The sequence below is a fragment of the Agromyces bracchium genome (assembly GCF_009709675.1).
Taxonomy (GTDB): Bacteria; Actinomycetota; Actinomycetes; order Actinomycetales; family Microbacteriaceae; genus Agromyces; species Agromyces bracchium.
Map to the genome: position 1 here is coordinate 158,542 of NZ_WMLB01000017.1, position 25,053 is coordinate 183,594.

The following is a 25,053-nucleotide window of genomic DNA, read 5'->3' on the forward strand; positions in this document are numbered from 1 at the left end:
GAAGGGGGCGGGCGCGCGGCCTCCGTTCCGATCCGCCAGAGATGATGCGCAGGCGTGCTGCGCATGATGGCGCGGCCCTATGTCAGCGCGGCGGCGTGCGGGTGCACGTGCCGAGCACGCAGGCGCTTGTCCGCGGCATCCACCGCGATGAGGATCGGCATCGAGGCGAGCGCGACCGCCCAGCCGGCGAGCGGCGGGTTCGCCTGGCCGAGGATCTCGGCCACGGTCGGTTGGAGCAGCACGACGAGCGAGAACGCGAGCTCGACGAGCACGCCGACGACGAGCAGGCGGTTGGTGAACCATCCGAGCGCCCCGGGCCATTTCGTCGACGAGCGGCAGGCGAAGGCGTTCGCGGTCTGCGCGAAGACGACGGTCATGAACGCGGCACCCGACGCCGCCATGAGGTCCGCCCCGGTGGGGAACGCCTCGCCGGGACGCCAGCCGAGCGCGACGAGCGAGACCACGAACGCGGTCATGGTGAGCACCGCCTCGAGCGGGCCGAGCACGCCGAACGCGCGACGCAGCACGGTGCCGTTCATGAGCCGCCCGCCCACGGGCGGGCCCTCGAGCAGGTGCTTCGCGGGCTTCTCGGCACCCAGCGCGACGGCCGAGAGGGTGTCGGTGCCGAGGTCGAGCGCGATGATCTGGAGCACGCCCAGCGCGAGCGGGAACTGGCCGCCCGAGAGCGCCCACACGACGAACGGCGTGAGCTCGGCGACGTTGTCGGTCAGGTGGTACGTCAGGAACCGGCGGATGTTCACGTACGTCGCACGACCCTGCTCGATGCCCGCGACGATGCCGGCGAACGAGTCGTCGAGCAGCACCAGGTCGGCGGCCTCGCGCGCGACGTCCGTGCCGCCCCGGCCCATGGCGACGCCGATGTCGGCCTCGTGCAGCGCGGGTGCGTCGTTCACGCCGTCGCCGGTCATCGCGACGACGTGCCCGCGGGCGCGCAGGGCGCGGGCGATGCGCAGCTTGTCCTCGGGCGAGACGCGGGCGACCACCACGCCGTCGTGATCGAGCACGGCGCCGAGGTGCTGGTCGTCGGCGGGCAGGTGCTCGCCTGAGAGGACCGGAGCGTCGGGTGTGCGAAGGCCGACCTCGTCGGCGATCGCGCGCGCGGTGGCCGGGTGGTCGCCCGTGATCATGGCGACGCGCACGCCCGCCTGCCGGCACGCGTGCAGCGACTCGGCGATGCCCTCGCGCGGCGGGTCCTGCAGTGCGAGGAGGCCCAGCAGCCGCAGCCCCTGCTCGGCCTCGAGCTGCGTCGAGGGCGTCCGGCCCGCGCGCGATACGGCGGCCACGGCGATCACGCGCAGCCCGCGACCGGTGAGCTCATCGACGACGGATGCCGCGACGGCGAGCGCCGCGCCCGAACCCGCCGCACCGGCCGCGGGGCCGGCCGCCGCATCGTTCGGCGACGCACCCGCCGCACCGCCCGGCGTGCCGCCGGGCGTGCCGCCCGAGACATCCGTGCACCGCGGCAGGACGGTATCGGGCGCGCCCTTGACCAGGACCTCGTCGGCGAGCACCACCGCCATGCGCCGCAGCTGCGAGTCGAACGGGAAGCGCAGTTCGGGCGGAGTGGCGCGACGGTCGGCGTCGGTGTCGATGCCGAGCCGGCGGGCGAGCGCGTCGAAGGCGGCCTCCATCGGGTCGCCGTGCGGATGCCACGCGCCTCCGACCTCCTCGGCGTACCCCGTCGAGCAGCGCACCGCGCCGAGGGCGAGCTCGCGCATCGCCGGCTCCGCGTCGGGCGAGCTCCAGCTGAGGTCGGCGTCCGGCCCGTACCCGCCGCCGTCGACGCCGAGCTCACCGGCGGGCGTCCAGGCGCGCACGACCGTCATCTCGTTGCGCGTCAGCGTGCCCGTCTTGTCGGTGCAGATGAAGGTCGTCGACCCGAGCGTCTCGACCGCTTCGAGGTTCCTGACGAGGATGGAGCGCCGCGCCATCCGCTCGGAGCCCAGGGCGAGCGAGAGCGTGACGGTCGGCAGCAGCGCCTCGGGAACGAGGGCGACCGTGACGCCGATCGCGAAGATGAACGCGTCCTGCAGCGGGTTGCCGACGAGCGTCGAGATCAGGAGGAACAGCAGGCCGGCCCCGATCGCGATCGACGCGGTCAGGCGCACGACGCCGCGGAGGCCCCGCGTGAGCGGGGTGTCGGGCGCCTCGGTCGTCGTCATCCGGGCGATGCCCGCGAGCCGCGTGCGCGCGCCGGTCGCGGTCACGACGGCCTGGGCGTCGCCCTCGACGACGAAAGTGCCCGCGAAGAGCGTGCCGCCGGGCTCCACTCCCGCCGCGACGCTCTCGCCCGTCAGCATGGACGTGTCGACCAGCAGGCGGTTCGCCTGGACCACCTCGGCGTCGGCCGGCACGCGGTCGCCGCTCTCGACGAGCAGCAGGTCGCCCTCGACCACGTCGACCGCGTCGACCTGCCGCCGACGGCCGTCGCGGCGGACCGTGACGCGCGCGGGGAGCATCTCCTGGAGCCGGTCGGCGGCCCGGTCGGCGCGTGCCTGCTGCACGACCGCGAAGATCGCGTTCACCACGATCACCGCGATGATCGCGATCGCGAGCTCGGGCAGGCCCGCGAGGAAGGCCAGCACCGCGGCACCCCACAGGAGCAGCGCGAAGAAGTGGGTGAGCTCGCCGACGAGCCGGCGGACGACAGACGGGCGCTTCGCTCCGGGCAGCGCGTTCGCACCGTCGCGGGCGCGTCGGGCCGCGGCATCCGCGCTCGTCAGGCCGACGGATGCCTCGGCCCCGGTGACGCGCGGCTCGTCCATGCGCGGCAAGCGTAGGTCGCTCGGGCGAAGCGCCGCGGGACCGTGGTCCCGTTCGGTTCCGGGGGCGCCCTCACGGCGGTGCGGCGCGGGGACGCGGTCGGCCCGTCGGGCCGTCAGGCCGTCGGCGGGTCCTCGTGCAGGTCGACGTCGGCGGGCACGAGGGCCCACCCGGTGAAGCGCACCGCGAGGCCCGCTCGCGTCGGCGCGCAGACCATCGGGCCGGCGGTCGCGGCATCCGCATCGAAGGGCGCGACCCGGATCGTGCGCCACGGCCCGTCGCCTGCACGTGCGCGAAGCGTGACCGCATCGCCGTCGACGCCGGAGCGGCTCGCCCGGATCGTGACCACCTCGCCCGCCCACTCGGGGACCGGCGCGAGCGACCAGTCCGACACGCGGTTCGTCACGACGGCGCCGATATGCAGGACGTCGTCACTGACCTCGACGCCGGCCTTCACCCAGAGCTCGTCGTCGCCGTGCAGCATGAGCCCGGCCTGGTCGTAGAGCCCGGTGAGCGTCGACGTGTCGACGGCGACCTCGACCGCGGCATCCGCGGGCCACGGAGCGAGCAGCGCGTGGCCGTCGTCATGGATGAAGCCGTACTGCGTGGTCCGCCAGAAGTCGCTGCCCTCTGCGGCTTCGACGACGAGCCCGTCGCCGTCCGCGGTGACGGCGACGGGCTCGCGGGTCCAGATCCCCGAGTCCCAGGGGGCGGCGGGAGCGGTGGAGGTCTCGCCCGGGGCGGTGTCGTCGTCGGTCATGCGGCCAACGCTAGACCTCGTGGCGGCTCAGCGCGCCGCTGCGGCCAGCAGGCGGTCGAACGCGCGGTCGCTCAGCACGCGACGGGCAGCGATGAGCGGCTTGGCGAGGCGCCCGACCGCGTAGCGAGTGCGCGGACGACGCGCCGAAACCGCCCTGGCGACTGCGTCGGCGATCACCGTCGGCGACGAGCCGCCGCCGGCGTAGGTCCGCTCGGTCGAGTCGACCACGGTGCGCGCGAGCGCCGCGTAGGCACCGCTCCCGCTCCGCTCGAGGATCGGCTCGGCCATGACGCCGGCCCACTCGGTGTCGATCATGCCCGGGCGGACGATCACGACGTCGATCCCGAACGGCGCGACCTCGAACCGGAGCGCGTCGGACCACGCCTCGAGCGCGTGCTTGGTCGCGTGGTAGTACGCGCCGAGGGGGGTGTAGATCGCGCCGCCCATCGACGAGATGTTCACGATCCGCCCTGCCTTCTGCGCCCGCATGTGCGGGAGCACGAGCTGGGTGAGGCGCGCGACGCCGAAGAAGTTGACGTCGAACTGGTAGCGCGCGTCGACCATCGACGTGTCCTCGACGGCGCCGTAGAGCCCGAAGCCGGCGTTATTGACGAGCACGTCGATGCGGCCGGTCTCGGCGATGATCCGGTCCACCGCGGCGACGACCTGCTCGTCGACCGTGACGTCCATCGCGATCACGCGGATGCCTCGCTCCTCGAGGTCGCGCATGCGCTCGACGCGGCGCGCGGCGCCGTACACCGTGTAGCCGTCGGCGGCGAGCCGCAGCGCGATCTCGCGGCCCATGCCCGACGAGGCGCCGGTGACGAGAGCGGTCTTGCCCATGATTGATCCTCCATGTAAGTAACTGGTTGCTTACTTCGTACCTTAGGCAGGTGTCGGCTAGTATGTCAACAACTACTTACTTACTTCTCAGGCAGACCGATCGCCGACGACCGCCGCGCACCGGATCGGCATCCGCGAAGGAGGACCCGTGGCCAGAGATGCCGCACAGACCCGTCGCCGCATCCTCGACGCCGCACTGCTCGAGTTCGCCGAGGGCGGCTTCGCCGGCGCGCGGATCGCGGGCATCGCTGATGCCGCCTCGGCGAACCAGCGCATGATCTACGCCTACTTCGACAGCAAGGAGGGGTTGTACGACGCGGTCGCCGACGAGGTCATCGAACGCGCGCACGCCGAGGTGCCCTTCACGCCCGAGGACCTCCCCGGATACGCCGTCGCCCTCTTCGACTACGCGATGGCCCACCCCGAGGTCGTCCGCTTCCAGGCCCGTCGCACCCTCGAGGCGCACGAGGCCACCGCGCGCGAGCTGGAGCTCTACGGCGAGAAGCTCGACGCGATCCGCGCTGCCCAGGCGTCCGGCCGACTCGCCGTCGAGGCCTCGCCGGCGGAGCTCCTGGTCCGCGTGACCGGCGCGGTCGCGGCCTGGATCCAGGCGCCCACCGGCCTCCGTCCTTCGCTCGCCGGCATCGACCTGCGCGGGCGCGTCCACTCCGACGTCGAGGCCATCGTCGCCCGCGCGGCGGTCACGCCGGGCCCACGGGCGTAGCCTCGCGGATCGCGGCGAGCCGCCGCTCCCGCATCGCGAGCCACAGCGGGAACGTGAACGCGAACGCCGTCAGCGCCGACCCCACGATGTACGCCCACGCGAAGCGCATGCCGATCCGGCGCGACTCCGCCACGATCAGGATGCTGCCCGCCACCGCGACCACGAGCAGGTCGGTCGTGATCGACGACACCGCCGGGCCGCTCGAGACGAGGTCGCCGATGAAGTCGTTCCGCTCGGCGATCGCGATCGCGTTGTACGTCCAGGTCCCGACGAGGCCGGCGACGGCGACCACGAGGTAGACGGCGGCGAGCGGGGTCCAGTGACGCGTCATGCGCCCAGTGTGCCGCTCCGGCAGGGCAGGCAACGGATGCCGCGTCAGCGCGTCAGTACTCCGGGATCGACTCCACGGCCCGCTGCGCCTCGAGCCGCGCGAGGTCGCGCATGAGGTCGTCGCCCACGACCGACATCCGCTCGGCTCGGTGCTCGGCGTAGTCGGGCTCCTCGTCGTAGCGCGGCCACCGGCGGTCGAGTTCGTGCTCGATCGCGGTGCCGAGCTCCTGCCAGGCGTCGTCGCGGGCGCGCTCGACGAAATGCGCGACGTACGCGTCATCCGACCGCTTGGTCCAGAGCTCCTTCGCGACCGAGGCGTAGACCTTCTCGCGACGGCGCAGGTTCAGCAGGTCGCCGGGATGGTAGTCGTGCTGGTGCTGCGAGCGGCCCACGCGCTTGCCCGCGGCGGTGCGCTCGTCGGCGACGTGCTCGGCGGCCTCGTCGGCCTCCTGGACGAGTTCGTAGAGCACGGCCCGCGCCTCCGACGCGGCGTGCTCGTCGGAGAACGGCTCGTCGGTGCGCAGGGCGTGCACGATGAGCCGGTTCTTCAGCGCCATCCGCCCGGCCGACTCGGCCATGAGCATGCCCTCCTCGAGCATCTCCTCGAAGGAGGCCGTGCGCGCCTCGGGCAGCCGCGAACGGTCGAACGGCGCCATCTTGACCCGGCGACGCCCACGCCGCCAGGGCCACGGGAATCCCCCCATCCGCACCTCCTCGCGTCGCCCCTTCGAGGGTACCGAGATCGAGGTGAACGGATGCCGCGAGCTCGCGCCCGGCGGCGGCGCCTCAGCCCTTGACCGCGCCCCCGAGCCCCGCCCCGCGGAGGAACAGCCGCTGGAACAGCAGGAACAGGACCACGGGGATCAGCGTCGAGATCGCGAGCGCCGCGAGGAACACGTCGAGCTCGGTCTGCGACTGCACCGCGGGCAAGCGCACCGACAGCGGCTGCCCGGCCGGGTCGGGCAGCACGAGCAGCGGCCAGAGGAAGTCCTTCCAGGCGGCGATCACCGCGAAGACCGACACCACGCCGAGGATGGGCTTCGACATGGGCAGCACGATCGACCAGAACACCCGGAAGGGGCCCGCGCCATCCGTCTTCGCCGCCTCGAACACCTCGCGCGGCAGGGCGTCGAAGAAGCGCTTGACGAGCAGGATGTTGAACGCGTTCGCCGCAGCGGGCAGCCACACCGCCCAGTAGGTGTTGAGGAGCGACGTGCCGATCACGGGCGGGTCGAGGATCGTCAGGTACAGCGGCACGAGCAGCACGACCGCGGGGATGAACAGGGTCGCGAGCACGAGCGCGTTGAGGATCGGCGCGTACTTCGGCCGCAGCACCGAGAGCGCGTAGCCCGCGGTCGTCGCGATGAGCAGCTGGAAGAACCAGGCGCCTGCGGCGACCCAGATCGTGTTGAGGAAGTACTGGTCGATGTGGATGTCGTTCCACGCGGTCTCGAGGTTCGCCCAGTCGATGCCGTTCGGCCAGAGCGCGAACGGCTGCGAGAGCGTGTCCTGCGTGGGCGTCACCGCGGCTTTGGCCAGCCACAGCAGCGGTCCGAGCCCGGCGACGACGAGGCCGACGAGGAGGAACCCGTGCACCAGCGTCATCGATGCGCGCACGCTTCCGCGGCGGCGGTCGGCGGTCGAGAGCACGCCGCGGTCGGCGAGTTCGTCGGTCAATTCGTGCTCCAACGTTCGGTGAGCTTGAAGTACGCCCAGCTGAGGAGGGCCAGGAAGATCGCGAGCATGAGGCTGAGGGCCGTCGCCTCGCCGTAGGCGCCGCCGAGGCTGTTCTGGAAGGCGTACCGGTAGATGAGCAGCAGGATCGTGAGCGTCGCGTTGTTGGGCCCACCCCCCGTGAAGAGGAACGGCTCGAGGAACACCTGGCTCGTCGCGATGACCTGCAGGATCAGCATGATGAAGAGCACGCCGCGCAGCTGCGGCAGCGTGACGTGCCAGATCTTGCGCCAGATGCCGGCGCCGTCGACCTCGGCCGCGTCGTAGAGCTCGGGCGGCACCGCGATCAGCGCGGCGAGGTAGATGATGATCGCGCCGCCGGCGGCGGCCCAGGTCGCCTCGAGCACGAGCGATGGCATCACGGTCGCCGACGACTGCAGCCACGGCTGCGGCGGGATGCCGACCCAGCCGAGGATCGTGTTGAACACGCCGTCGGGGCTGGCGTTGTAGAACACCTTCCACAGCAGCACCGCGACGACCGGCGGGATCACGACAGGCAGGTACGCGAGTGCACTGTAGAGGCCCTTGCCGCGTCCAACCTCGCTCATCATCACTGCAAGGAGCAGCGGGAGCGGGAACCCGAAGAGCAGGGCGAGCAGCGCGAAGTACAGGGTATTCAGGACGGCCGTGCCGAGGTTCGGGTCGGAGAGCACGCGCACGAAGTTGTCGATGCCGACGAACACCGGCGGCGAGACGAGGTTCGTCTTCTGGAAGCTCATCACGACCGCCTGCACGATCGGCCCCCAGCTGAAGACCGCGAAGACGACGAGCATCGGGGCGACGAACGCGAGGTTCGACAGGCCGCCGCCGCGGATCCAGGTCATCGGCGTGCGTCGCCGCTTCCGGTGCTCGGGCACCGGCCGCGGTGCCGGTGGCCGGTCCTCGGCCGCCTCGGCGACCTCCGGGTCGGTCGTCATGGTCATCGGTGCTCCTGGGTCGGTGGGGTTCGGCGGTCGAGTAGCGCGAAGCGCGTATCGAGACCATGGGGAGGTAGGTCTCGATACGCGGCTCCGCCGCTACTCGACCACCGGATGGTGCGGGGCTACTGGTCGAGCAGCGCCTGCGCGTCGACGTCGACCTGCTGCAGCAGCGCGTCGATGTCGGCGTTCTCATCGGTCAGGACGGCCTGCACGAGGTTGTCCATGAGGGCGTAGATCGGCTGGGTCTGTCCCTTGAACTCGCCGATCGGCGTCTGCTCGAAGATGCCCTCGGTAAAGCCCGCCATCTGATCGAGCGGCACGTTGACGTACGGCTCGATCCAGGTGAGCGACTCCTCGTAGGTCTCCTGGTCGAGGACCGGCAGCACGGGCGTGCCGACGGCCTGGCCCGCCTCGGAGAGCGCCTTCGCGTCGGCGACCGCGGCGTCCTCGTCGAGCAGCTTCTGCATGTAGTACCAGTCGATCCACTCGACGGCCGCGGCCTGGGTCTCGTCGTCGAGGTTCGGCGGCATCACGGCGATGTCGCCGCCGCCGAGCACGCCGCCGCCGTCCTCCGTGGGGATGACGGTCAGGCCGTAGTCGTCGGGCGCCATGCCGAAGTCGCGCACGAGCGCCGTGTAGACGTCGGAGCCCGAGGTGTACATGCCGAGGTTGCCGGCCGCGAACTCCTGGTTGATGGTGCCCCAGTCGAGGTCGAACGTCGCGCCCATCGAGTCGTCCTCCCAGCGGAGGCCGTGGAGGTACTGCAGCGTCGCCTTGGTGGCGTCGTTGTCGATCGTCGACGTGTAGGTGCCGTCGTCGTTCGCCGTCTGCAGCGATGCACCGCGCGAGTCGGCCTGCACCGAGAGCTGCCAGCCGCCGGTGTTGCCGGTCGCCATCGTCGCGTACCCGGCCTTGCCGGTCGCCTCCGAGATCTGCTTCGCCGCCGCGCGGACCTCGTCCCACGTGGTGGGCGGACTGTCGGGGTCGAGGCCGGCCTCCTCGAACAGCGCGCGGTTGTAGTGCAGGCCGTTGGCGTACGCCTGGCGCGGGAAGCCGAAGACCCGCCCGTCGGCGTCGGTGACCTCCTCGAGGATGATCGGGTTGAACTTGTCGGCGTAGCCGAGCTCCTCGATCTCGTCGGTGACGTCGGCCAGCTGGCCGTTCTCGAGCAGCGTCTTCGAGTCGGTGAACGGCACGGTGAACACGTCGGGCAGGCTGCCGCCTGCCAGCTGCGCCGCGAAGGTCGGCGCGGTCCACTCGTACTCGACGCCGACGATGTCGATGTCGGGGTTCGCCTCCTCGAACTGCGCCTCCTGCTCGGCGAACGCGTCGTAGGCCGCCTGGTCGGCGCCCGGCGGGAAGGTGGCGACGCGGAGCTCGAGCTTGCCGTCCTCCGAGCCGCTGCCGGACGTGCAGCCGGCCAGGGCGCCCGCGACCGCCAGCGCGGTGATGCCCGCGATCGCGATCCTGCGTGATGACTTCATTGTCGTGGTCCTTTCGGTGCTGTGTTCAGGTGGTGGTGCGGAGGTGGGTGCGTCCCGCGGCGAGCCGCGGACTCTCCGTCCCGGTCCGCACGCGGAGCCAGGCCGTCGAGTCGGGTGCGAGCAGGCCGTCCGCGAGCGGGGCGCTCGCGAGCAGGATCCGCTCGTGATCGGGGAGCTCGACCGGCGTGCGGCCGAGGTTGGTGACCGAGACGAGGTCGTCGCCCCGGGAGAAGGCGAGCACGTCGGGCCCGAGGTCGAGCCAGGCCATGGGACCGTCGCCGAACCCCGCCTCGCGGCGGCGGATGCGCAGCGCGTCGCGGTAGAGCCGGAGCATCGAGCCGGCGTCGGCCTCCTGCGCCTGCACGCTGAGCGCCGCCCACTCGGCCGGCTGTGGCAGCCACGGTGCGGCGCTCGCGCCGTCGGGGCTGAATCCGAAGGGCGATGCGGTGCCGCGCCAGGGCAGCGGCACGCGGCATCCGTCACGCCCCGGGTCGACCCCGCCGGAGCGGAAGTGCATCGGGTCCTCGAGCACCTCGCGGGGCAGGTCGACCTCGGGCAGGCCGAGCTCGTCGCCCTGGTAGAGGTAGAGCGAGCCGGGCAGGGCGGCGGTGAGGAGCGCCGCGGCGCGGGCGCGCCGGGTGCCGAGTTCGACGTCGGTCGGCGTGCCGAAGCGCTTGCGCGCGAACGCGAACCCCGAGTCCTCGCGGCCGTAGCGCGTGACCGGACGGGTCACGTCGTGGTTCGAGAGCACCCAGGTGCTCGGGGCGCCGACGGGCGCGTGCGCGTCGAGCATGAGGTCGATCGAGGCGCGGAGCTCCGCGGCGTCCCACGGGCGTGCCATGAAGTCGAAGTTGAACGCCGTGTGCATCTCGTCGGGACGGAGGTAGGCCGCGAAGCGGGCGGCATCCGGCACCCACACCTCGCCGACGAGCACGCGCGTGCCCTCGTACGAGTCGGCGATGCGCCGCCACGCGCGGTAGACGTCGTGCACCTCGTCGCGGTCCTCGGTCGGGTGGCCGCCGGGCTCGACGAGCTCGGGCACCTCGGGCAGGTTCGGGTCCTTGATGAGCAGGCCGGCCGAGTCGATGCGCACGCCCGCGACGCCGCGGTCGAACCAGAACCGCAGGATGTCCTCGTGCTCGGCGCGCACGTCCGGGTGGTTCCAGTTGAGGTCGGGCTGCTCGGGCGCGAACAGGTGCAGGTACCACTCCCCCGGCGTGCCGTCGGGGTTCGCGGTGCGCGTCCACGTGCCGCCCTGGAAGTTCGAGACCCAGTCGGTCGGCGGCTCGTCGCCGTTCGGGCCCTTGCCGGGGTGGAACCAGAAGCGCTCGCGCTCGGGGCTGCCCGAGCCGGCGGCGAGCGCCGCGCGGAACCACTCGTGCTCGTGCGAGACGTGGTTCGGGACGATGTCGATGATGGTGCGGATGCCGCGCTCGAGCGCCGCACCGATGAGTTCCTCCGCGTCGGCGAGCGTGCCGAACGCGGGGTGGATGTCGCGGTAGTCGGCGACGTCGTAGCCGCCGTCGGCGAGCGGGCTCGGGTACCAGGGGTTGAACCAGAGCGCGTCCACGCCGAGCTCCTGCAGGTGGTCGAGGTGCGCGAGCACCCCCCGGAGGTCGCCCGTGCCGTCGCCGTCGGAGTCCGCGAAGCTGCGCACGTAGACCTGGTAGATCACCGCGCTCCGCCACCAGAGCGGGTCAGCCGTGAGCGCCGCGGGGATCGTCGCAGGCGCGGCCTGCGGTGCGTTCGCCGACGCGTTCGCCGGTGCGTCGGCGGCCTCGGTGAGGGGCGTGGTCACGGCGGTCGTGCTCCTGTCGTCGGCGGGCGGCGCGCCGAGTCGGGGGGACCACGGCGTCGATGCCCGTCAACGTAATGAGAGCAACAGGATGATGCAACTTTTCAACATCTGAACAAAAGTTTGCGACGACTTGCGAGCGATTGCGACATTCGCTTGCGGGACGGCGGCAGCGGGCACGGGGCGGCACGGAGGTCGCGGCAGGGACGGATCGGCGGGGTTCGGCCGTCCGCCGGCGGGGTTGGGCGCCTCAGCGCCGGGCCGGCGCCGTCGAGGCGCGCACCACGAGCTCGGGCGCGAAGAAGACCTCGTCGCCGCTCGCACCGTCGCTCGTCATCTGCCGCATGAGCAGCTCGATGATCATCTTGCCCATCGACTCGATCGGCTGGCGCACGGTCGTCAGCGGCGGCTCGGTGCAGTTCATGAGCGCCGAGTCGTCGTAGCCGATGACCGACACGTCCTCGGGCACGCGCAGCCCGGCGCGGCGGACGGCGCGCACCGCACCGAGCGCCATCGGGTCGCTCGCGCACACGATGCCCGTGACGCCCGCGGCGAGGAGCTTCGCGGCGGCCGTCTGGCCCGACTCGAGCGAGTAGAGCGAGTGCACCACGAACTCGTCGGGCAAGTCGACCCTTTGCCGCTCGGCCATCGCGAGGGCCGCGGCGTGCTTGCGCTGCGAGGGCACGTGGTCGCGCGGTCCGAGGAGGATGCCGATGCGCTCGTGGCCGAGCTGCAGGAGGTGCCCGAACGCCTGCTCCATCGAGGCGACGTCGTCGCACGAGACGGTCGCGAACCCGAGGTCGTCGACGGGCGCGCTCACGAGCACGGTCGGAAGCTTTAGCTCACGCAGCCGCTCGTAATGATCGTGGTTCGCCTCGGCCTGGGTGTACGCGCCGCCCGTGAAGATCACGCCCGACACCTGCTGGTGCAGGAGCAGCTCGACATAGTCGGACTCGGAGACCCCGCCCGCCGTCTGGATGCAGAGCACCGGCGTGAAGCCGTTCTGGGCGAGGCCGCCGCCGATGACCTCGGCGAGCGCGGGGAAGATCGGGTTCTGCAGCTCGGGCATCATGAGCCCCACGAGCCGTGCACGTTCGCCGCGCAGCTTCGTCGGCCGCTCGTAGCCGAGCACGTCGAGCGCGGTGAGCACCGCGTCGCGCGTCGACGCCGAGACGCCGGGCTTGCCGTTCAGCACGCGACTGACCGTCGCCTCGCTCACGCCCACCTTGCGCGCGACGTCCGCCAGCCTCCTCGACACGGCCGCAATGCTACGTGAACGAGCGCAAGAACTCGACAGGATTGCGGGTCGACTATGCCTCAGGTTCGAATCCCGGCGTGCGACCGTCGCGGCCCACGTACTTGACGACGAGGCTGCAGTCGAGATCGCCGTATCCCTCGTCGATCAGCTGCGTGAACCGCTCCATCGCGAGCCTCCCGGCGGCGAGGTCGAGCCCGGCGGCCTCGCCGGCCTCGAGCGCGTACGACAGGTCCTTCTCGGCGAGGCGCGTCGTGAAGGTGGCCTCGAAGTTGCGGTTCGCGGGGCTGGTCGGCACGACCCCGGGCACCGGGTACCACGTGCGCAGCGGCCACGAGTCGCCCGACGACACCGTCGCGATGTCGTGGAAGATCGTCGGGTCGAGCCCGAGCGCCTCGGCGAGCCGAGCGCCCTCCGACGACGCCTGCAGCGTGATGAAGAGCATCAGGTTGTTCGCGAGCTTGGCCGCGATGCCCGCGGTCGGCCCGCCCACGACGAACACGTGCCCGGCCATCGGCCCGACGAGCCCGGCCGCCTCCCCCGTCGCGGACTCCTCGCCACCCAGCATGAACGTCAGCGACCCGGCGTGCGCGCCGGCGATGCCGCCCGAGACGGGCGCGTCGACGAAGCGGATGCCGCGTGCCTCCGCCGCGTCATGGCACGCGCGCGACGTGGCGACGTCCACGGTCGACGTGTCGAGCACGAGCGCATCGCGCCGCACGACGTCGAACAAGCCGACCCGGCCGCCCGCTCCCCCGATGAGCACGTCGCGCGAGTGCTCGGACCTCGGCAGCGAGGTGAACACGGCGTCGGCGTCGCGCGCCGCGGTCGCGGCATCCGTCACGACCCGCACGCCCGTGACGGCCGCACGCTCGGCCATGCCCGCGTCGACGTCGAAGCCCACGACCTCGTGCCCCGCCTCGACCAGGTGCGCGGCCATCGGCCCGCCCATGTGCCCGAGTCCGATCCACCCGATCACGGCCATCGCGTCCTCCTCGACGTCGCGCGCAGCCCCACCGCCGCACCCGCTCCCACGCTACGGTGCGGCGCGGCACCGCGCACGGGTCGCTCGTCCCGCGCCGACTCCCGTCGCCTCGACTCGTCGACACGGCACCGCCCACCGCCGGAGCGCCCGCTCGACTGGAACCGCGGCGCACCGTCAGTGCGGGGTCCACCCGTCGAATGCCGCGAACCGAACGAGCGTCCCTCCGCCGCAGCAGGGAGAAAAGTGTCCGCGCCCTCTTCGTCAGGCTGGCTGTGAGTCGGTTCTTGAGGAGGTTGTGGGTGTCGGTCGGTGTGGGGTTCACGGATGATGAGATTCGTGAGTTGGTGGCGGAGTATTACCGGCAGCGGCATGGGAGCAAGGGTGTGTGGCTTGCCGCGCGCGGGCTTACCCGGCGACGGATGGAGCGATGGTCTGCGGCGGTGTTCGAGGGTGATCTTGACCGGGGCTTGGTTCCACGTAAGGGTGCTCTCGTGACGGTTCCGCCGGGCAAGCGGGCCGCGTTCGAGCGGCAGCGGGCTGCGGAGCAGGCCGCGCATGAGGCCGAGATCGCGAGGCTTTCCGCTCGGATCCGCGAGTTGGAAGCGACCAACGACGCGCTGGGAAAAGCTATCGGGCTCTTGCACGAGAGGAACGGACAAGAGCCCGACGGCACCTCGATGACGGCCGATCGTCCCGATTCCTGACCACCGAGAACGAGCTCGTGGCGGCGTTGACCGTCGCGACCGGATCGCAACGGCAGACGCTCATGATGACCGGCCTGTCGCGATCCACGTGGCACTACCGTCATCATCCGCGTGCCCGGGTGCCGGACCCGGTCCCGCAGCGGGACCGGGCGTATCCGGCACGGATCGATGACGCGGACCGCGCCGTGATCAGCGAGCGGATCACCGCCGGCTGGCAGGCGGGCCACTCCGTGGATCATGCGTTCGCTCAGGCGTGGGATGACGGGGTGATGCTCGGCTCGCGCCGCTCGTGGTGGCGGATCGCGGCGGCGATCGAGGACCAGTCCGCCCGCCCGGTCGCGCCCACGAGACGAACGGCGAAGACGCCGCGGGAAGCGCCGGTGCTCGAGGCGACCGGGCCCGGGCAGGTGTGGTCCTGGGACATCACCGACCTGCGCACCCCGTGGCGCGGCGTCGCGTTCAAGGCGTACTCGATCATCGACATCTACTCCCGCAAACTCATGGGATGGCGGGTCGAGGACCGCGAGGCCGACGAGTTGGCGGTCGAGATGTTCCGGCACTCGATCGCCGCGCATGGCGCACCGAACGTGGTGCACGCCGATTCCGGGCCCGCGATGCGGTCGGACGCGCTGAAGACGTTCCTCGGCCCGCTGGGCATCACGCAGACGCACAACCGGCCACGGGTATCGAACGACAACCCGTTCTCAGAGTCCGAGTTCCGCACGATGAAATACCGGCCGAACTACCCCGGCACGTTCACCGATATCGAGCACGCCCGCGCGTACATGAGCTGGTACGTGCCCTGGTACAACCGGAACCACAAGCACTCCGGCATCGCACTGTTCTCACCCGACGAGGTCCACGACGGCAGCTGGTACTCCCGTTGGCAACACCGCGAGCGAACCCAGCAGGCGTACTACGAGAAGCATCCCGAACGATTCCGCAACCGTCCACGCACCCCAGCCCCCGCCAACATCGTCGGCATCAACCTGCCCCAACCAGAAGCCCGAAACCAGACCGAACGACTCCACGCAGCTTGACAACGCCCGGCGGGTCACCTTTCTCCCTCAATCGAGGAGAGACATGGTCTCCACGCATCGAGGAGTGAGCGGCTCATCCTGGCGAGGCGGTGACGACGCGCCGGTGGCACCGAGCGAACAGGTGGCGAAGGGGCGGGGGCACCGAGCGAGCAGGTGTCGAAGCGGCGGGGGCGATGTCCGCGGGAGTCGCGGGCACGCGGGCGTAGCGGGCACGCGGGCGGCAAGCCACGCAGGGGCGGCGGGCGGGGGCGGGGCGCGGGCGGCAAGCCACGCAGGGGCGGCGGGCGGGGGCGGGGCGCGGAACGGCGGGCAGGGCGGGGCGCGGAACGGCGCGCGGCGCGCCCTCAGGGGATCGTCTGCGCCGTCACCTCGAGGTCGGAGACGGGGCGCTCGCGCTGCGTCGCGAGCGCGACCGCAGCGGCGCCGCACACGATGAAGATCGCGATCGCCTCGATCGGCGTGAACGACTCGCCGAGCACGAGCACGCCGAAGACCGCCGCGATGACCGGGCCGAAGCTCGTGATGATCGCGTAGAGCCGCGGCGTGATGCGGCGGAGGATGTACGTGTCGAGGCTGTACGGCAACGCCGAGCTCAGCACGCCCACGCCGAGCAGCAGTCCCGCGATGCGCCAGTCGACGACGGATGCGTCGAACGTCCAGATCGCGACGGGCAGCAGCAGCGCGAGGCTCACCAGGCTCGCGACCGTCAGGCCCTCGAGCCCCGGCAGGCGAGTCGCCACGCGGCGCGTGAGCAGGATGTAGGCGGCCCAGCTCGCCGCGGCGGCGAGCGCGAGCAGCACGCCGAGCGGGTCGACGCCGTCTGCCGCCGAACCCGCCGCGGCCGCGGCATCCGCCCCGCCCTCGCCGATGCCCGGCGCGATCAGGAGGTAGACCCCTGCGCCGGCCGCGATCGCGCACGCCACGTCGAGCACGCGCCGCGAGGTGAACAGGGCGATCGAGAGCGGTCCGAGGAACTCGATGGTCGCCGCGATGCCGAGGCCGAGGCGGTCGATCGACATGTAGAACGTGACGTTCATGACGGCCAGCACGACGCCGAGCGCGATCGCCGGGCGCAGGCGGTGCCACGTGAGTTCCGCCCGCTTCGGGCGGTAGAACGGCAGCACCGCGGCGGCCATCACGAGTTGGCGCACCGCGACGACGACGAACGCGCCGACGACGGGGATGACGAGTCCGGCGAGCGACGAGCCGAAGTTGATCGACACCTCCGTGCCGAGCTGGGTCGCCGCCCCTGCGAACCGGCGGCGCCGGAGGGCGGCGTCGGCGTGGGCGGGAAGCGACCCCGGATCGGTCTCGTGCGGCACGGAACGACGATACGCGGTGCGCGACTCGCCCCCGAACCTGTCGCCGAGCCGCGGCGCGCTGCGGTTGGCTGGGATCAGGGGTGCACGATGACGAAGCCATTCGGAAGCCTGACCGACGACGAGGTGCAGCACGCGGGGCGAGTGGAGTTGCGCCGGGTCGTGGTGACCGACGACGTCGAGTCGTGGGACCTGCTGCTCTTCACGGCCGGCAGCATCGAACCGGTCGCGGTCGACGCGTTCAGCCTCGACGAGCTGAACCGCATCAACCCGCCGTCGTCGCGTGACTTGGCCGACGGCGTCGCGAAGGTGGTGCTCGGATGCCACGGCCTCCGCCGCACCGAACCCTGGACGATGTCGCGCGACGCGACCACCTGGTCGGCGCGCGTCGCACCCGTGCCGGTCGCCGCGTCCGAGGAGGCGCCGACCGGGGGCTGACGCCCGGGTCGCGACATGGGTCGCGGCGCGGGTCGGGCGGGCGCCGGCCTTCGGCGCCCGCCCGGGAGCTCACCCGTCGAGCTGCTCGACGAAGCTCGCGGGCACCGCACCCCGCCGTGCGCGGCGGCCTGCCACGACGCTCGCCTCGGCCGCCACGAACCCATCGGGGCGCACGAGGTAGAGCCGATCGGATCGCAGCCGCCCCGCCGCAGGCGGGAACATGTGATGCTCGAGACCCAGTGACTCGGCGACGCCCCGCACGAGTTCCGCGGGCGCCCCGTACCCGTGCACCTGCCACCGGAACGAGCGCAGCGCGTCGAGGTTCGACGGCTCGCCGCCGGCGTAGGGCAGCCGCTTGCCGACGACGTCGTCGCGCACCTGCGAGCGCGAGGGGCGGCTCGGCGACATCCGGTACCTGATGCGGATCTGCGAGATGAGGCCGAAGATCCGCGCGCCGCCGAGGATGCGGGGAAGCAGCGGCGCGAGCACCGGCCCGACCGTCGGGATCATCCGGCCGCGGATCGTGTGCGCGAGGCGCGACTCCGATGTCACGTTCGAGAAGAGCCGGTCCGTGGTCGCGACGAGCTTCAGCGCGACCGGGCGGCGCTCCGCCTCGTAGCGGTCGAGGCGTGCAGGGGGCATGCCGCCGACGAGGACGTCGCCGAGCGCGTTCGCGAGGTTGTGCGCGTCCTGGAGACCCGTGTTCATGCCCTGGCCGCCGACGGGCGAGTGGATGTGCGCCGCATCGCCGACGAGGAAGCAGCGCCCGTCGCGGAACCGCGCCGCCACGCGGTGGTGCAGTCGGTAGGTCGCGAACCAGGTCGACGCACGGTAGCCGACCGTGAACCCGCGGGCGAGGCGCGAGCGGAGGAGCTTCTCGGAGAGTTCGTCGGCGCCCTCGAGCTCGGTGTCGCGCACGACGCCCAGGACGCGATGGTGCCCCTCGCCGCCCATCGGGAACGTCAGCAGCAGGTCGTCGGGCGCGAAGCGCACGTTGACCCAGCCCTCGACGAGCCCGCTCGCGCCGACCGCGTCGGCCACGAAGAACGTGTGCTGGTTCGTCACGCCCTCGAACGGGATGCCGTGCAGCTCGCGGACGGCCGAGTGCGCGCCGTCGGCGCCGATGACGTGCCGCGCCTCGATGACGACGGTTCCGCCCGGATGCTCGAGGGTCGCCGAGACGAGAGAAGCCTGCGACCGCAACCCCACGAGCCGGTGTCGCCATCGGACCTCGTGCCCCGACTCGGCGAGCGCGTCGACGAGCAGCCGCTCGTTGCGGCTCTGCTCGAAGACCGTGAGATCGGGGAACGGCGTGAGCCCCTCCCCGAACCGGCGCAACGGGATCCGTCCGAGCTCGCGGTGCCGGAAGCAGAGGACGGCACCCTTCGCGTCCGCGCGACCGGCGAGCACCCGGTCGGCGAGCCCGAGCTGGTCGTAGAGCTCCATGGAACGCGCCTGCACGAGCAGCGCGCGCGACTCGTGCGTCGGGCCGTCCTTGCCGTCGACCACGATGGCGTCGACGCCCCGGCGGGCGAGCACCACCGCGGCCATGAGCCCGCTCGGCCCCGCGCCCACGACGAGCACGTCGGTGCGGAGGATCTCGGGTTCCGCCATGGCCCCAGCCTGTCACCGGGCGACGGATGACGGAATGCGTCGCCGCGGCGCGGCACGGGATGCGATGCTGGGCGCCGTGACCCACCCCCTCGTCATCGTCCCCGGCATCGGCGGCTCCGGCCCGGAGCACTGGCAGTCGCGCTGGGAGGCCGCGCTGCCCGGCACGGTCCGCATCGCACCGGGGTCGTGGGACGAGCCCGACCTCAGCGACTGGGTCGCCGCGATCGAACGTGCGGTCGCCTCGACCCCGGCGCGGCCGGTGCTCGTCGCGCACAGCCTCGGCTGCCTGGCGGTCGCCCACTGGGCGGTCGAGACGGATGCCGCCTCCGCGCGCATCGCGGGCGCCTTCCTCGTCGCACCACCCGACCCCGCCGGGCCGGAGTTCCCGTCAGCGGCGGTCGCCGGCGGCTTCACGCTCCCGCTCGGGCCGCTCGGCATCCCCGCGACCGTGCTCGCCTCCTCCGACGACCCGTATGCGGAGCTCGCGTGGAGCGCGGCCGCGGCAGCCGGATGGGGCGCCGGGTTCATCGACCTCGGCGCCCGCGGGCACGTGAACGCTGCGAGCGGTCTCGGCGAATGGCCCGAGGGACTGCAGCTGCTCGAGGACGCCGCGACTACCGCGCGCCGAGCAGCAGGTCCTCCGGCCGCGTGACCTCGCGCGGACCGGCGGCGGCGAGCGCACGCGGCATCCGGTCGGCAGCGACGAGCGCGGGCATCTCGAGCCCGGTGATCGCGGCGATGTCGGCCACCGCCACCTGGAACGTGCGGAATGGCCCGAGGTTGGGCACGGCGGTGGCGCCAGCGGCGACCCGGGCGCGCTCGCTCGCGGCGATGCCCGCCCGACTCCGGACCGGGTCGTCGAGGTCGACGACGGGCGCCTGGTCGAGCAGGAAGCCCGCGGTCGCGAGCTCGTCGACCGAACGCCAGGCGACGACCTTGACGAACCGCAGCGGCACCCGGATGCCGCGGTACGGCGGGTCGTCGTCCGCGAGCACGGGCGCGGTGAAGACGCTGAGCTTCTGCTCGTGGGCCCGCGCGAACTCGAGCACGTGGTCCTCGAGCCCGTTCCAGAGCTCGAGCGACTGGTTGAACTCGGCCTGCTGCGGTGCCGCGTTGGGGTAGCGGAACGTCTCGGCGTTCGCGCGCACCGCGACCTCGGGCGGGCCCCACACGGGATCGCGGCGCCGGACGAGGTGTCCGCGATCGAGGTCGTTGCGGGCGTACACCTCGGGCCCGGCCTGCCAGTCCTCCGGGATGCGCGCGTCGCACTGCCAGTCGTCGCCTCGCTCGACCTCGACGAGCGCGGCGCCGTCGACGTTCACGCCCGTGATGCGCGCGAACCGCCTGCGGGTGTCGAGCACGATCGCGAAGTGCAGGTAGTCGAGGGCGACGGATGCCGCGGCATCCGCCTCGGGAACGGCCGGCATCGGCGCCTCGACCCCCAGGAACCGCGCATCGAACCCCATGCGCCCAGCCCATCACGCGCCGCCGACACAGCGGGGGCGTGGCGGGGCTCGTCGCGCGACGAGACGCCCAACCGGATCGCGAGCCGCACCGAACCACTCGCAGCGGGCATCCGACTCCCGCGGCTGCGGAGGGGACATGGCGCGTACGAGCCGACCGGTGCGGGGCGCCCGACTGCGATTCCTCGCCTGGGCCGCCGCCGCCGGCATCGCGGCGGGCGCCGGGTTCCTCGCGGTCGCCGAGCTCGTCGCGCTGCTCGTCGCCCGCACGGCGAGCCCGGTGCTCACGGTCGGCGCGTTCGTCATCGACGTCGTGCCGCAGCCGCTGAAGGAGTTCGCGATCGCGACGTTCGGCGAGGCCGACAAGCTCGTCCTGCTCGGCGGACTCGGCCTCGCGGTGGTCGTCGCGAGCGCGGCGTCCGGGATCCTGCAACTCGTCCGGCCGCCGCTCGGGCTGCTCGCGCTCGGGCTCGCGGGGGCGGCCGCCGTCGCCGCCGGCATGACGCGGGCGGGCGCGTCCGGATGGTCGTGGCTGCCGGCCGTCGCGGGCACGTTCACCGCCGTCCTGCTGCTCCGCGAGGCCGTCGCCCGGCTCCGAGCCTGGCGCGACGGCGCCCGGCAGCACGCGGGGGTGGGCGCGGGGCCGGGCGCGGGGGCGGACGCCGATCGGAGCCCACGGCTCGACCGACGGCGCTTCCTCGCGCTGACCGGCGTCGCCGCGGCATCCGCCGTCGTCGTCGGCCTCGGCGCGCGACTCGCGAGCGCCGCGACCTCGTCGATCGAGGCGATCCGAGGCGCCCTGCGCCTCCCGGCGCCGCGATCGGTCGTGGCCGTGCCGTCCTGCGCCGAGCTCGACGTCCCGGGCCTCAGCCCGCTGATCACGCCGAACGCCGAGTTCTACCGCGTCGACACGGCCCTCACCGTACCCGAGGTGGACCCCTCGACGTGGCGACTCGCCGTCGACGGGTTGGTCGACCGGCGCATCGAGCTGGGCTTCGACGACCTCGTCTCGATGGGACTCGACGAGTACGCGGTGACGCTCACCTGCGTGTCGAACGAGGTCGGCGGCGACCTCGTCGGGAACGCGATCTGGCTCGGCGTCCCCGTCCGCGACATCCTCGCCCTCGCCGGGCCACAGGCCGGCGCCGACATGGTCCTCTCCCGCAGCGTCGACGGGTTCACCGCGTCGACCCCGCTCGACGCGCTGACCGACGACGAGCGCGACGCGATCCTCGCGGTCGGCATGAACGGGGAGCCGCTGCCGCTCGAACACGGATTCCCCGTCCGGATGGTCGTGCCGGGGCTGTACGGGTATGTGTCGGCCACGAAGTGGCTCTCCGGCCTGACGGTCACGACCTTCGCCGAGGACGAGGCGTACTGGACGCCCCGCGGCTACAGCGCCGAAGCGCCGATCAAGATGTCGTCCCGCATCGACACGCCGAAGCCGGGCCGCCCGGTCCCGGCCGGGCCGACCGTGATCGCGGGCGTGGCCTGGGCGCAGACGGTCGGCATCGAGCGCGTCGAGGTGCGCATCGACGACGAGGACTGGCGCCCCGCGACCCTGTCGACGCCGATCAACGCCGACACCTGGGTGCAGTGGATGCTCGAGTGGGATGCCGCGCCCGGCACGCATTACGCGACCGTGCGGGCCGTCGGCCGCGACGGGCGCGTGCAGGTCGAGGAGCGGGCCCCGATCGCGCCCGACGGATCGACGGGCTGGCAGCGCACGCTCATCACCGTGACGTGAGCTGTCAATGCCTCGACGGATGCCGCGCCCGAGACGAGCATCGGAGGAGGCGGCCCGCACGCCCAGGCATGCGGGACTCCTCGCGGGTGGCGGCCAGGGTGGTCGCCGGCGTACTCGTAGGCTGGGCCCCATCACGGCACGCTGGGGAGGACCCATGAGCGACGAGACGCGCACGGCAGGGCGGCCGCCCAAGCGGATCATCGCCGTGGTCGTGCTGACCTACCTGGCCGGATTCGTCGACATCGCGCTCGGGGTCCTGCTCGTGCTCGCACGCTACGACGCCGAGGTCCGGCGGGACGGCGAGCAGCTGCCGGTCACGCTGCTCGGCGCGGCGCTGATCCTGATCGGCCTGCTCACCATCGCCATGGCCTCGGGTCTCACGAGAGCGCGCAACTCGGCCCGGATCTTCGTCACCGCGCTCATGGGACTCTCGCTCGCGACCTCGGCGCTCGACCTCGTGCGCGACGCCGACGCGATCTGGTCGACCCTCATCGGCGCGATCGTGCCGATCGCCGTCATCCTCGTGCTGTGGACCGGTCTGGGCGCTCGATACTTCCGCGAGGGTCGCTCGTCACGCCCGGAGCCGTCTGCCTGACGGCCGCGACGAGCGCCGCCGGAACCGTCGGGGTCATCCGCGCGACCGCCCTGCGGTGCACGAACCGCACCACCTCGATGCCGGCGATCGAGACGAGCGATGCAGCGAGCGCGAGGACCGCCGTCGTCTCGCTGAGTTCGACGAGCTCGAGGAAGTCGGCGGCGATCGGGATGGCGTAGATCCCGATCAGCCCGATCGCCATGCCGCCGATGATGACGATCTTCCACCCGTCGATCGGACGCGAGAGCACGATGAGCACCCAGAGCCCGACGATGCCGAGGATCAGGGTCGAGCCGCTCCGGAGCTCGTCCTCGGGGATCCCCGCATCGGTCGCCATCCGGCTGTAGAGCGCGAGCACGAGGGCGATGACGACGCCCGCCGGGATGGCGAAGCTCAGCGACCGTCGCAGGAACCCGGGGACGTACCGGCGGGCGTTCGGCATCAGCGCGAGGAAGAACGCGGGGAACCCGATCGTGAGCGCGTCGGTGACCGAGAGCTGCCGCGGCAGGAACGGGAAGGGCAGCAGCATGACCCCGAACAGCACGGCGAGGCCCGTGGCGTAGGCGGTCTTCGTGAGGAACAGCATCGATACCCGCTCGATGTTCGCCGCGACGCGCCGGCCCTCGGCGACGACCCCGGGCAGGTGCGAGAACCGGCCGTCGAGCAGCACGAGCCGCGCGACCGCCTTGGTCGCCGACGAGCCCGACTCCATCGCGATCCCGATGTCGGCCTCCTTGATCGCGAGCGCGTCGTTCACGCCGTCGCCGGTCATCGCCACGGTGTGGCCGCGCCGTCGGAGCGCCGTCACGATGTCGCGCTTCTGCGTCGGCGTCACTCGGCCGAAGACGACCTCGCGCTCGAGCAGTTCGCCCAGCTCGTCGAGGTCGTCGGGCAGGGTGCGCGCGTCGACGCCGTGCGGGGCGTCGACGCCCACCTCGCGCGCGATCGCCGCGACCGTCTGCGGGTTGTCTCCCGAGATGATCCGCACGGCGACGCCCTGCTCGGCGAAGTACTCGAGCGTCTCGCGCGCGTCGCCGCGCACGTTCTCCCGGAAGGTGAGCAGCACGACGGGAGTGAGCGAACGAGGCAGTCGCTCGGCTGCTGCGCGTTCGGCGGTCAGCTCCTCCGGGCTGTGGGCGAGCACGAGGGTCCGACGCCCGGTCGCGGCGAGTTCGGCGGCCCGCTCCCGGAGTTCCGACGTATCGGTCGCGCCCGCGGCATCCGTCGCGGGGAAGACCATCTCGGGACCGCCCAGTACCCACGTGCCCCCGCCCGGGAAGCCGACCGCGCTCCACTTGCGCGAGGATGCGAAGGCGACGCGCGCCTGCGGCTCGAGCGCCTGCCGCACCGGGTACGGCTCGACGAGGCAGCGCGCGGTCGCGTTCGCCTCGGGGTCCGCGCCGTACCAGGCGAGCACGTCGGTCCACCCCTCCGGCGGCTCGAGCGCCACCGGGTGCGCCGCGTCGAACACGATGTCGCCCTCGGTGAGCGTGCCGGTCTTGTCGAGGCAGATCAGGTCGACGCGCGCGAGACCCTCGACGGCGGGCAGCTCCTGCACGAGCACCTTGCGGCTCGCGAGGCGCACCGCGCCGACCGCGAACGCGATGCTCGTCATGAGCACGAGCCCGAGCGGGATCATCGCGACGATCGCGGCCACGGTCGCGACGACCGCATCGTCCCAGGTTCCGCCCTCGATCGCCTCGGCCCAGCCGCCTGCGGCGGCCATCTGCGCGTTGAGCACGAGCAGGCTGACGGGTCCGATGATCCAGGCGATCCATCCGAGCAGCCGGTTCAGCGACGATCGCAGCTCCGAGGCGACGAGCGAGAACTGCTTGGCCTCACTCGAGAGCTTGTTCGCGAAGGCGTCGGCGCCGACGCGGTCGACGACCGCGGCGCCGGCGCCGCCGATGACGATGGAGCCCGACAGCACCTCGTCGCCGGGTTGCTTGTCGACGGGGTCGGACTCCCCCGTCAGCATCGACTCGTCGAGCTGCAGGCGCTCGGATGCCACGACCTTCGCGTCGGCCGGAACCTGGTCGCCCGCGCGCAGCGCGAGCCGGTCGTCGTGGACCACGTCGGCGAGGGGCACATCGTGCTCCGCGCCGTCGCGCCGGACGCGCGCGCTCGGCGCGTGGAGGAGCGCGAGCCGGTCGAGCGCGCGCTTGGCGTTGAACTCCTGCCACGAGCCGATGATCGTGTTCGCGATCGCGCTGAAGCCGAAGAGCGCGTCCTGCCAGCGGCCGATGAGGAGCAGCACCACGAAGCACGCCGCGATGATGCCGTTGAAGAGGGTGAAGACGTTCGCCTTGACGATGCTCCACGCGCTCCGGCTCGTCGGACTCTCGAACGCGTTGGTCTCGCCGCGCGCGACGCGCTCGGCGACCTCGCCCGCGCTCAGACCGTCGGTGCGCTCGTCGATGGCCGTCTCACCGGTGCCCACCCGGTCATCCCACCACAGGCGGGTCCGGCGACGCACGCACCGGATGGGCGCGGCGCCGCCGGGCGCGGCAGGATGGGAC

22 protein-coding genes are annotated in these 25,053 nt (G+C 72.4%); 7 read left to right on the forward strand and 15 right to left on the reverse strand.

The annotated features are described in order from the left end of the window. Positions 1-77: 77 nt before the first annotated feature. The 3 genes from GJ743_RS06150 to GJ743_RS06160 form a co-directional block, all read right to left on the reverse strand. A complete protein-coding gene (locus GJ743_RS06150) occupies positions 78-2,786 on the reverse strand; it encodes a cation-translocating P-type ATPase (RefSeq protein WP_155051017.1) in 2,709 nt (902 codons plus the stop codon). Between the two features lie 113 nt (positions 2,787-2,899). Then, the gene (locus GJ743_RS06155; RefSeq protein ID WP_155051018.1) at positions 2,900-3,544 is read right to left on the reverse strand and encodes a DUF1349 domain-containing protein; all 645 of its coding nucleotides are present in this window, start codon (positions 3,542-3,544) and stop codon (positions 2,900-2,902) included. A gap of 27 nt (positions 3,545-3,571) precedes the next feature. Continuing rightward, positions 3,572-4,387 (reverse strand): oxidoreductase, encoded by an 816-nt coding sequence (locus GJ743_RS06160; protein WP_155051019.1) that lies wholly within the window; start codon positions 4,385-4,387, stop codon positions 3,572-3,574. A gap of 148 nt (positions 4,388-4,535) precedes the next feature. On the opposite strand from GJ743_RS06160, the gene GJ743_RS06165 reads away from it, so the two are divergent. Continuing rightward, complete coding sequence (locus GJ743_RS06165) at positions 4,536-5,111, forward strand: TetR family transcriptional regulator (protein WP_155051020.1); 576 nt, start codon at positions 4,536-4,538, stop codon at positions 5,109-5,111. Here the strand turns inward: GJ743_RS06165 and GJ743_RS06170 are convergent. The 8 genes from GJ743_RS06170 to GJ743_RS06205 form a co-directional block, all read right to left on the reverse strand. Continuing rightward, the gene (locus GJ743_RS06170; protein WP_155051021.1) at positions 5,089-5,442 is read right to left on the reverse strand and encodes a DUF2834 domain-containing protein; all 354 of its coding nucleotides are present in this window, start codon (positions 5,440-5,442) and stop codon (positions 5,089-5,091) included. The genes GJ743_RS06165 and GJ743_RS06170 overlap by 23 nt on opposite strands. A gap of 52 nt (positions 5,443-5,494) precedes the next feature. Beyond that, positions 5,495-6,145, reverse strand: a complete 651-nt coding sequence (locus GJ743_RS06175) for a hypothetical protein (protein ID WP_155051022.1) — start codon at positions 6,143-6,145, stop codon at positions 5,495-5,497. Between the two features lie 82 nt (positions 6,146-6,227). Beyond that, on the reverse strand, positions 6,228-7,118 hold the full coding sequence (locus tag GJ743_RS06180) for a carbohydrate ABC transporter permease (RefSeq protein ID WP_230386555.1): 891 nt from the start codon (positions 7,116-7,118) through the stop codon (positions 6,228-6,230). Further along, on the reverse strand, positions 7,115-8,098 hold the full coding sequence (locus tag GJ743_RS06185; protein WP_155051023.1) for a carbohydrate ABC transporter permease: 984 nt from the start codon (positions 8,096-8,098) through the stop codon (positions 7,115-7,117). The genes GJ743_RS06180 and GJ743_RS06185 overlap by 4 nt, the downstream gene beginning before the upstream one ends. Before the next feature lie 119 nt (positions 8,099-8,217). Next, positions 8,218-9,579, reverse strand: a complete 1,362-nt coding sequence (locus tag GJ743_RS06190) for an ABC transporter substrate-binding protein (RefSeq protein ID WP_155051024.1) — start codon at positions 9,577-9,579, stop codon at positions 8,218-8,220. A gap of 25 nt (positions 9,580-9,604) precedes the next feature. Beyond that, on the reverse strand, positions 9,605-11,299 hold the full coding sequence (locus GJ743_RS06195) for a glycoside hydrolase family 13 protein (protein ID WP_328288878.1): 1,695 nt from the start codon (positions 11,297-11,299) through the stop codon (positions 9,605-9,607). 325 nt (positions 11,300-11,624) lie between these two features. After that, positions 11,625-12,632 carry a LacI family DNA-binding transcriptional regulator gene (locus tag GJ743_RS06200; RefSeq protein ID WP_328288857.1) on the reverse strand — a complete coding sequence of 336 codons (1,008 nt, stop codon included), beginning with the start codon at positions 12,630-12,632 and terminating at the stop codon, positions 11,625-11,627. A gap of 52 nt (positions 12,633-12,684) precedes the next feature. Next, positions 12,685-13,614, reverse strand: coding sequence for an NAD(P)-dependent oxidoreductase (locus tag GJ743_RS06205; RefSeq protein ID WP_155051026.1), 930 nt, complete (start codon positions 13,612-13,614; stop codon positions 12,685-12,687). Positions 13,615-13,913: 299 nt separating this feature from the next. Here GJ743_RS06205 and GJ743_RS06210 point away from each other — a divergent pair, with 299 nt between their 5' ends. Further along, a complete protein-coding gene (locus GJ743_RS06210; RefSeq protein ID WP_328288858.1) occupies positions 13,914-14,318 on the forward strand; it encodes a hypothetical protein in 405 nt (134 codons plus the stop codon). Between the two features lie 26 nt (positions 14,319-14,344). Further along, positions 14,345-15,358, forward strand: coding sequence for a DDE-type integrase/transposase/recombinase (locus GJ743_RS06215; protein ID WP_155051027.1), 1,014 nt, complete (start codon positions 14,345-14,347; stop codon positions 15,356-15,358). A 344-nt stretch (positions 15,359-15,702) separates the two neighbouring features. Here GJ743_RS06215 and GJ743_RS06220 read toward each other — a convergent pair whose 3' ends face one another. After that, on the reverse strand, positions 15,703-16,680 hold the full coding sequence (locus GJ743_RS06220) for an EamA family transporter (protein WP_328288859.1): 978 nt from the start codon (positions 16,678-16,680) through the stop codon (positions 15,703-15,705). A gap of 87 nt (positions 16,681-16,767) precedes the next feature. On the opposite strand from GJ743_RS06220, the gene GJ743_RS06225 reads away from it, so the two are divergent. Beyond that, positions 16,768-17,115 carry a hypothetical protein gene (locus GJ743_RS06225; protein WP_155051028.1) on the forward strand — a complete coding sequence of 116 codons (348 nt, stop codon included), beginning with the start codon at positions 16,768-16,770 and terminating at the stop codon, positions 17,113-17,115. Between the two features lie 69 nt (positions 17,116-17,184). Here the strand turns inward: GJ743_RS06225 and GJ743_RS06230 are convergent, their stop codons facing one another. Then, positions 17,185-18,729, reverse strand: coding sequence for an FAD-dependent monooxygenase (locus GJ743_RS06230; RefSeq protein ID WP_155051029.1), 1,545 nt, complete (start codon positions 18,727-18,729; stop codon positions 17,185-17,187). Between the two features lie 76 nt (positions 18,730-18,805). On the opposite strand from GJ743_RS06230, the gene GJ743_RS06235 reads away from it, so the two are divergent. Then, the gene (locus tag GJ743_RS06235) at positions 18,806-19,381 is read left to right on the forward strand and encodes an RBBP9/YdeN family alpha/beta hydrolase (RefSeq protein ID WP_328288860.1); all 576 of its coding nucleotides are present in this window, start codon (positions 18,806-18,808) and stop codon (positions 19,379-19,381) included. Here GJ743_RS06235 and GJ743_RS06240 read toward each other — a convergent pair. Then, a complete protein-coding gene (locus tag GJ743_RS06240) occupies positions 19,344-20,195 on the reverse strand; it encodes a DNA/RNA non-specific endonuclease (protein WP_155051030.1) in 852 nt (283 codons plus the stop codon). The two genes, GJ743_RS06235 and GJ743_RS06240, sit on opposite strands and share 38 nt — an antisense overlap. A 136-nt stretch (positions 20,196-20,331) precedes the next feature. Here GJ743_RS06240 and GJ743_RS06245 point away from each other — a divergent pair, with 136 nt between their 5' ends. Next, positions 20,332-21,939, forward strand: coding sequence for a molybdopterin-dependent oxidoreductase (locus GJ743_RS06245; protein WP_155051031.1), 1,608 nt, complete (start codon positions 20,332-20,334; stop codon positions 21,937-21,939). A gap of 154 nt (positions 21,940-22,093) precedes the next feature. Then, entirely contained in the window at positions 22,094-22,534 is a 441-nt protein-coding gene (locus tag GJ743_RS06250; protein ID WP_155051032.1) for a hypothetical protein, read from the forward strand. Here the strand turns inward: GJ743_RS06250 and GJ743_RS06255 are convergent. Beyond that, positions 22,455-24,974, reverse strand: a complete 2,520-nt coding sequence (locus GJ743_RS06255; RefSeq protein ID WP_328288861.1) for an HAD-IC family P-type ATPase — start codon at positions 24,972-24,974, stop codon at positions 22,455-22,457. The two genes, GJ743_RS06250 and GJ743_RS06255, sit on opposite strands and share 80 nt — an antisense overlap. Positions 24,975-25,053: the final 79 nt, after the last annotated feature.